This is a genomic window from Kocuria sp. NPDC057446 (assembly GCF_042802875.1).
GTDB lineage: Bacteria > Actinomycetota > Actinomycetes > Actinomycetales > Micrococcaceae > Kocuria.
In genome coordinates this window covers 1-7759 of record NZ_JBHVDI010000168.1, presented here as the reverse complement: position 1 = coordinate 7759, position 7759 = coordinate 1, and the positions used below count along the sequence as shown (strand labels likewise).

General features: G+C 74.5%; 7 protein-coding genes. 3 read left to right on the top strand and 4 right to left on the bottom strand.

Annotated elements, in window-relative coordinates; all coding sequences use genetic code 11:
• Positions 1 to 114: 114 nt before the first annotated feature.
• Complete coding sequence (locus ACFU0Y_RS15690) at positions 115 to 1542, bottom strand: MFS transporter (RefSeq protein ID WP_380215485.1); 1428 nt, start codon at positions 1540 to 1542, stop codon at positions 115 to 117.
• A gap of 82 nt (positions 1543 to 1624) precedes the next feature.
• Between ACFU0Y_RS15690 and ACFU0Y_RS15685 the strand changes: the two genes are divergently transcribed.
• The 3 genes from ACFU0Y_RS15685 to ACFU0Y_RS15675 all read left to right on the top strand — a co-directional run bounded on the left by ACFU0Y_RS15685 (position 1625) and on the right by ACFU0Y_RS15675 (position 4352).
• Positions 1625 to 2467 carry an MSMEG_6728 family protein gene (locus tag ACFU0Y_RS15685; RefSeq protein ID WP_380215483.1) on the top strand — a complete coding sequence of 281 codons (843 nt, stop codon included), beginning with the start codon at positions 1625 to 1627 and terminating at the stop codon, positions 2465 to 2467.
• Between the two features lie 86 nt (positions 2468 to 2553).
• Entirely contained in the window at positions 2554 to 3555 is a 1002-nt protein-coding gene (locus ACFU0Y_RS15680) for a zinc-binding dehydrogenase (protein ID WP_380215481.1), read from the top strand.
• On the top strand, positions 3552 to 4352 hold the full coding sequence (locus ACFU0Y_RS15675) for a GntR family transcriptional regulator (RefSeq protein ID WP_380215479.1): 801 nt from the start codon (positions 3552 to 3554) through the stop codon (positions 4350 to 4352). Before ACFU0Y_RS15680 ends, ACFU0Y_RS15675 begins: the two co-directional genes overlap by 4 nt.
• On the opposite strand, the gene ACFU0Y_RS15670 is transcribed toward ACFU0Y_RS15675, so the two are convergent.
• The 3 genes from ACFU0Y_RS15670 to ACFU0Y_RS15660 form a co-directional block, all read right to left on the bottom strand.
• Positions 4339 to 5817, bottom strand: a complete 1479-nt coding sequence (locus tag ACFU0Y_RS15670; RefSeq protein ID WP_380215477.1) for an ATP-binding protein — start codon at positions 5815 to 5817, stop codon at positions 4339 to 4341. The genes ACFU0Y_RS15675 and ACFU0Y_RS15670 overlap by 14 nt on opposite strands.
• Positions 5814 to 6506: a response regulator transcription factor gene (locus ACFU0Y_RS15665; protein WP_380215475.1), complete on the bottom strand. Its 693-nt coding sequence runs from the start codon at positions 6504 to 6506 to the stop codon at positions 5814 to 5816. The genes ACFU0Y_RS15670 and ACFU0Y_RS15665 overlap by 4 nt, the downstream gene beginning before the upstream one ends.
• A gap of 353 nt (positions 6507 to 6859) precedes the next feature.
• Positions 6860 to 7660: a rhomboid family intramembrane serine protease gene (locus ACFU0Y_RS15660; RefSeq protein ID WP_380215473.1), complete on the bottom strand. Its 801-nt coding sequence runs from the start codon at positions 7658 to 7660 to the stop codon at positions 6860 to 6862.
• Between the last annotated feature and the right edge of the window lie 99 nt (positions 7661 to 7759).

Below are 7759 nucleotides of genomic sequence, written 5' to 3'. Positions count from 1 at the left end.
GGGCGGCGTCCCGAGCTGACGCCGCCCTGCCCCTCCCGTGCCGGTCCCCCGTTCCGAGGGGGTCACGTGGCGTTGCCCGCGCCCGCCGGTGCCCCCGGGGAGCCGTGCCGCGGCTCAGCCGGCCAGCGGGTGCGCCAGCTCGTCCTCGCGCATCCGCCCGGCCCGCAGCGCCACCAGCCCCAGCGCCGGCGTCAGCAGGGCCACGGTCCAGAAGATCACGGGCAGGGGCACCACCTCGGCGACGGGTCCCGCGACCGCCATCGACACCGGCATGAGGGCGATCGAGACGAAGAAGTCGAGGCTCGAGACCCGGCCCAGCATGTGCCGCGGGACCCGGCGCTGCAGGAGCGTGCCCCACAGCACCGTGCCCGCACCGTCCCCGGCACCCACGCACGCCAGGCACAGCGCCATGACCCAGAACGAGTCCGTGCTCGCGACGAGACCGAAAGGCAGCGTCCCGAACCCCCACAGCACGATCATCCAGCTGAGGTAGCGCCGGGGCAGGGGCAGCGACGCGACCACGAGGGACGCCACCGCGCCGGCACCGCCGTAGCACGCCAGCAGATAGCCGAACGTGGAGGCGTCCCCGCCCAGCCGGTCCCGGACCAGGAAGGGGACGAGGACCTCCAGGGGACCCAGCAGCAGGAACACCGCGAGCACCGCCCACAGCAGGGTCCACAGCAGCCACGGGGTCCGCACCGTGTAGCTCACGCCCTCCATGAGGTCCTGGCGCACGGACCGGAGGCCGCCCACGGCCGCCGCCGGCGGGGACGTCCCGTCCGCGCCCGGGGCCGTGCCGGGCACGGGTGTGGACCCGGGGTCGGGCGCCGGGACGGCGGACGGCACGGCGCCCGGCGCCGCGGCCGGGGCGGCCGTGGCGTCCCCGGCCGGCCTCCCGCCCGGACGCGCTCCGGAGCCCGCGCCCGGCGGCGGATCCGCTCCGGCGTTCTGACCGGGCACGTGCAGGCGCAGCAGCAGCGCGAGCGCGGCGGCGTGGCAGAGCGCGATCAGGGCGAGCGCGCCGCCGGGGGCGACCAGTCCGATGAGCAGACCGGCCACGGCCGGCCCCGCCGCCTGCTGCAGCAGCGGGCGCGCCGTGCCCTCCACCCCGTTGGCCGCGAGCAGCTGCCGGGCGGGCAGGATCCGCGGCAGCGAGGCCGAGTAGGCCGGGTAGAAGAAGCCGAGGCCGGCGCCGAACACGAACGCCGCCGCGGCGAGGTGCTCCAGGAGCAGTCCGTCGGCCAGGACCAGGGCGGCGACCGTCCCGGCCGTCAGGAGATTGGCCGTCTCGACGAGGCGCAGCACGCGCGCCAGGGGAAAGCGGTCGGCCACGATCCCGCCCACGAGCACGAAGACGAGCATGCCGAGGGCGCCCACCGCCGTCACGGCGGAGAGATCCACGGCCGTCCCGTCCAGCCGCAGGACCTGGTGCACGAGGGCCACCGCCCACATCCCGGCGCCGAAGACGCTGACGAACATGGCGAAGGCGAGCACGCGGTACGGGCCGAGCCGGAACGGCTCGAGCGCGCGGGGCAGAGGCATGCTCCCAGTGTCCTCCCGCGCGGGCTCCCGCGCACGGGCCGGTGCGGTGGTGGAGGCGGTGGATCCGTAGCAGACTGGATCGGTGCAGACCTTCCTCCCGTACCCCGACTTCGCCCGCTCCGCGCGCGTCCTCGACCGCAAGCGGCTCGGCAAGCAGCGGGTGGAGACCCTGCAGGTCCTGCGCGCGGCCACCGTGCCGGGCTACGGGTGGTACCGCCACCCGGCTACGGCGATGTGGTCCGGGCACGTGCCCGCCCTGGTCGCCTACGGCCGCGCGATGGTCGACGAGTGGACGGCGCGGGGCGGGGCGGACAGCACGGGATGGCAGATCCGGGAGTTCGCCCCCGAGGTCTGGGACCGCGGGGCCGACGACGACGTGGCGCTGCCCCCCTGGCTGGGCGACGAGGAGCTCCACCGCTCGCACCGGTCGAACCTGCTGCGCAAGGACGAGGAGTTCTACCGGGAGGTCTTCCCCGCAGATCCGGCCGGGTTGGACTACGTGTGGCCCGTGCCCACGGAGGGGCGCACGCCGCTCGCGGAACCGCCGCACGGCCGGCGGGCGTGGGTCCTGGCGCCGGGTGCGCACGAGGCGGCGGGCGGTGCCGTCGTCGTGCCGTTCCGGGTCCCGGAGGGCGTGCGCGAGAGCCACTGGATGCAGGCGGTGGCCCGGGTCGAGCAGGAGCTGCGGGAGGGCGAACCGGTGCTCCTGCTGCACGGGGCGCCCGGACCCGAGCAGGTCGTGGAGCGGACGGTGCTGGGCGAGAACGTGCACCACGCCGTGGCGGGGTTCTCCCTCGAGCTCGAGCACGGGGACCGCGTCCTGCGCCGCGGGCTGGCCGAGCCCGCCCGGCTGCAGTCCCCGCGCCCCGTCTTCGCGGTCCCCGCCGCGGCCGTGGGCGCGGAACCGGGCTCCCCCGGGGTTTAATCCGGCGTCACGCAGGTCACAGGCCTTGAACCGTGGGTAGCATGTCACCCATCGGCGCCTCGCGCGCCCCAGACCAGGAGGCGCGCATGCGAGGGTCCCACGTTCCCACCACCGGCACGGTCATCGTCACCGACTGGCCCGATCCGCAGGCCCGGGAGCCGGGGCAGCTGGTGGTGCGCATGCTGCACGCCTCGATCTGCGGATCCGACCTGCACGCGGCCTTCCACGGGCTGCTGCACGCGGAGGGCCCGCGCCGCCCCGGCTACCCCGGTCACGAGGGGGTGGGCGTGGTGGTCGAGTCCCGGTCGGAGCGCGTCCCGGAGGGGACGCTGGTGCTCACGGTCCCGCAGGGCGAGATGGGCGGGTGCTTCGCGGAGCTGCAGCTGCTGGACGAGCTGCACGTCGTCGAACTGCCCGCCGGCACGGACCCCGGCGACTCCCTGCAGCTGCGGCGGCTCATGATGGCCCAGCAGTACGGCACCTGCCTCTACGCCATGCGCCAGTTCTGGCCCGTGGAGACACCCGCCCGCCGGGCGCACACGTGCGTGGTCATGGGCGCGGGGTCCGCCGGGCTGTTCTTCGTGGAGGAGGCCCGGAGGCTGGGCTTCGCGCACGTCGTCGCCTCCGACCTGGACGCCGGCCGGCTCGACGTCGCCCGCCGGCTGGGCGCCGTCCCCGTGCGGGTGCCGGAGCAGGACCTCGCCGCCGTCGTGGCCGAGGTGACCGGTGGTCGCGGCGCCGACCTGGTGATCGAGGCCGTCGGCCACGACGTGCTCCGCGACCAGGCCGTCGAGCTCGCGGCCGACCGGGGCGTCGTCGGCCTCTTCGGCCTGCCGGAGCGGCACGGGCCCACCGAGATGCCGCTGTGGACGGCGTTCCGCAAGAACCTGCGGCTGCAGTGCTCCGTGGCGGCGCAGGCCGAGCCCGGGCTGACCTCCTTCCGGGAGGCCCTGCGCCGGATCTCCGAGGGCGAGATCGACGTGGAGCACTGCCTCGGCCCCGAGTACCCCCTCGAGCGGATCGCGGAGGCCATGCAGCGGGCCGAGGAGCACCGGCCCGGGGACATCAAGCTGACGATCACCCCGTGACCACCCCACCCCGTCCCGTCGCCGCACCACCGGCCGACGGCCGCCCCGGCGCAGCGGCCCCGGCGCTGCCGTCCGTGACCGCCACAACCGGGAGCTCGCTCGCCGTGCAGGTGATGACCGCGGTGCGCCGGGCGATCACGGCGGGCGAGATGGAGCCCGGGCGGCTGTACTCGGTGCAGCAGCTGGCCTCCGCGATGGACGTCTCCCGCAGCCCGGTGCGCGAGGGCCTGCTGCGGCTGGGCGAGGCCGGGCTGATCCGGTTCCACCGCAACCGCGGCTTCGAGATCGTGCAGGTCAGTCCCACCGACGTCGCCGAGATCCTCGCGGTGCGCACCGCCCTGGAGGTGCCGGCCGCACGGCGGGCCGCCCGCCTCGCGGGTCCCGAGGAGCTGGCCCGGGTCCGGACGCAGTGGGAGGCGCTGCACGAGGCGGCGCGGACCGGGGACCTCGAGGCGACCGCCGAGGCCGACGAGGGTCTGCACCGGCTCCTGCTGCTGGCCGCCGGCAACGCCCAGGCCGTCCAGCTCGTGGAGCGGCTGCGCACCACCACGTCCTTCCTGGGCGTCGTGGCCGCCACGTCGCGGCGCCCCGTCGAGGAGCTCGCCCGCGAGCACGACGCGCTGGTCCGGGCCGTCCTCGCCCGGGACCAGGAGGCGGCGGCACGGGCCATGCGCGAGCACCTCGCCTCGACCGCGCAGCGGCTCGTCGCCCATGCCCTGCGCGCCCAGGACACACCCGAGGACCGCGTCCACGAGCTCACCGCCCGGGAGTGGAGCGCCGCGGTCAGCGGGTACTGAGCCGCGACCGGTCCCCGGCGTTCCCGCTGTCCCCGCTGTCCCGCGGCAGGCGCACCTCGAAGCGGCAGCGGCCCCGCGGGTCCTCCCCCGCGCTGATCGTCCCCCCGTGGGCCACGACGATCTCCCGGCTGATGGCCAGGCCCAGGCCGGATCCCCCCGTGTCCCGGGCCCGGGAGTCGTCGAGCCGCACGAACCGCTCGAAGACCCGCTCCCGGTCCTCCGGCGCGATGGTGTCGCCGTCGTTGACCACGGTCACCACCGCGTCCGGGCCCTCCTCCCGCAGGGAGACGGCGATCCAGGTGTCGGCGTGCCGCTCCGCGTTGGAGAGCAGGTTGCGCACCACCTGCTGCAGCCGGCTCGCGTCCCCCCGGACCCGCACGGGGTCCACGTGCACGCGGACCTCGTGCTGCGAGGCCGGCCGCATCCGGGCGACCTCCTCCCGGACCACCTCGTCCAGGTCGGTGTCCGCGGTGCGCAGCCGCAGCCCGGCGTCGTCGATCTTGGCGAGGGTCAGGAGGTCCTCCACGAGCCGTCCCATCCGCCGGGACTGGGACCTGAGCACGGGGGCGACGTCCGGCCAGATCGCCCCGGACGGGTCGGAGGCGGCCACCTCGATCGTGGTGGTGAGGGTGGCGAGCGGGCTGCGGAGCTCGTGGGAGGCGTCCGCCACGAACCTGCGCTGCGCCCGGTCCGACGCCTGCAGCCGGTCCAGCATCCCGTTCATCGTGCCGGCGAGCACCGCGATCTCGTCGCGGGTGGGGGGCACCTCGACCCGCTCCCCCAAGCGGGCCGTGCCGATCCGCCGGACCTGTTCCGTGATGCGGCGCACCGGCGCCAGGGATCGGCCCACCAGGAACCACATGAGCGCGGCCCCGAGCAGGGCGAGCACCGGACCGCCGACCAGCAGGAAGAGGAAGACGGTCTGGAGGGTGCCCTGCTGCAGCGCCATGGGCACGGCCACGGTCAGGGTCAGGGGAACCCCGTTGATGTACATGCCGTGAGCGACATACACGAAGTCGTCGGTGCCGAGCACGGGGCCCTCCTGCGTCGCCACGGAGTCGGCGGACCGTCCCGGCCGCAGCACGGGCACGGACAGATCCGTCTCGAGCGCGCTGGCGGGGGACGCGGCCACCACCTGCCCCTCCGCGTCCTGGACCTGCACGATGACCCCCGGGCGGCCGAGCCGCAGCATCAGCTCCCCGAGCCCGGCCTGCGTGAACACGGCCGTCTCCCCGGCCGCCCCCTCCGCGCTGCGCGGCCCCCACGGCAGCCCGAGGTCCTGGAGGATCTCCGTCTGCCGGGCCACGGCCTGGTCGTGGGCGGCGCCGACAGCCGCACGGCTCAGGACCTCGAGCAGCACGGCCCCGGCCACGGCCATCACCAGGAGGATGAGCAGCACCGCGGCCGCCGTGCTGCGCTCCCGCACTCCCCACCGGTCGAGGAGTCCCCTGCCGGAGGAGCTCACGACGCCGGGGTGCCGAGGTCGTCCGGCACCAGCCGGTAGCCCATGCCGCGGACCGTCTGCAGGGTCGAGAGACCGAAGGGGGCGTCGATCTTCTTCCGCAAGTAGCCCACGTACACCTCCACGATGTTCTCCGAGCCCTCGAAGCCGGCGTCCCAGGCGTTGTCCATGATCTCGAGCTTCGAGACGACCTTCTCCGCGTTCTGCATCAGATACTGGAGGATGACGTACTCCTTGGCGGTGAGCTCGAGCACCCGGCCGCGGCGGCTCACGCTGCGGCGCACGGGATCGAGCTCCAGGGACCCGACGGCGAGCACCACGGGCCGCTCCGGCGCGCCCCGGCGGATGAGGGCGCGCAGCCGGGCGACGAGCACGAGGAAGCTGAAGGGCTTGGTGAGGTAGTCGTCGGCGCCGAGGTCGAAGGCGTCGGTCTGGTCGTACTCGCCGTCCTTGGCGGTCAGCATCAGGACGGGGACCCAGTTCTCCGCGTCGCGCAGGTCCGCCAGCACCGCGTAGCCGTTCCTGCCGGGCAGCATCAGGTCCAGGACCACGACGTCGTAGGGATTCTCCCGGGCCAGCCACCCTCCGGTAATGCCGTCGTGGGCGACGTCGACCACGAAGCCCTCGTTCGTGAGCCCGCGGCGCAGCGACTCCGCGAGGTCCACCTCGTCCTCCACCAGCAGCACGCGCACGCGTCGTCCCCCTCTCGTCCGTGGGCGCGGCGGGGTCCGCCCCGGTCCAGTCTTCCGCACGGCGCCTGAGGATCCGTTGAGGACGTCGACCCGGACGGCGGGTTCGCCCTTCTCCCCAGCCGGTGCACAAAGTTGTCCACAGGTGTGGAGAACGGTGTGCACAGCGCGCTCTCCACAGCGTTATTAACAGCTGTGGAAGCCGCCCTGGCGCTGTTCACACCGTTGCTCACAGGTGTGGAATTCCACGGATGTAACTTCTCGACAGGTGGGGACAACGCCTGTGGAGAACGTTCCCGGCCACCGGGGCGCGCGCTTCAGGGCGAGCCCCTCCGGACGGGCGCGGGAGGAGGACGTCACCGGCGGCGTCCGGTGCCGCGGCGCCGGCGGGTGGCGGCCGTGAAGCCGAACGCGACGAGGGCTCCCGTGACGAGCCCGCCGAGGTGCGCCTGCCAGGCGATGCCGGGGAAGAGGAATCCGAAGACGACGTTCACGCCGATCAGGACCGCGATGGGCGTGATGGACTGCCCCAGGTGGCGTTGCAGCACGAACAATGCGCCGAACAGGCCGAAGACGCCGCCGGAGGCGCCGACCACGAGGCTGAGCGGGTGCGAGAGCAGCAGGACGCCCACGGAGCCGCCCAGGACGGAGAGCAGGAACAGCAGCAGGAACCGGCCGCGGCCCAGGGCGGGCTCGAGCATCCGCCCGAACAGGTAGAGCATGTACATGTTCAGGAGCAGGTGCAGCGGACTGGACATGGAGTGCAGGAACCCGCTCGTGAGCATCCGCCACGGCTCGGAGGTGGTGGTGACGGGCGCGTACGCGAACAGCTGCAGCACGCTCACGCCCGCCGCCTGCCCGAGCCACTGCAGCGCGTAGACCACCGCGTTGGCCCCGATGAGCCACCAGGTGACGAGCATCGGGGAGCCCTTCGGCGCCCGTCCGCCGAGGCTCGTGCGGACGGTGGGGCGCGAGCGCGACGCCTCCTGGACGCAGTCGACGCAGTGCACGCCCACCGCGGCCGTGCGCTGGCACTCCGGGCACGTCGGCCGGCCGCACCGCTGGCAGCTCACGTACGCCGGCCGGTCGGGATGACGGGGGCACACCGGGATCTCTCCCCCGGTGGACGCGCCGTACTGCGGTCGCTCGCCGCTCACTGGAACTCCTCCTGGGCCGGTGTCTGCGGGCCCGGATCGCTGGACGGGGTGGACAGGACTGGACGGGAACGGCGCAGGCCCGTCCGGATCGCTCCGGAC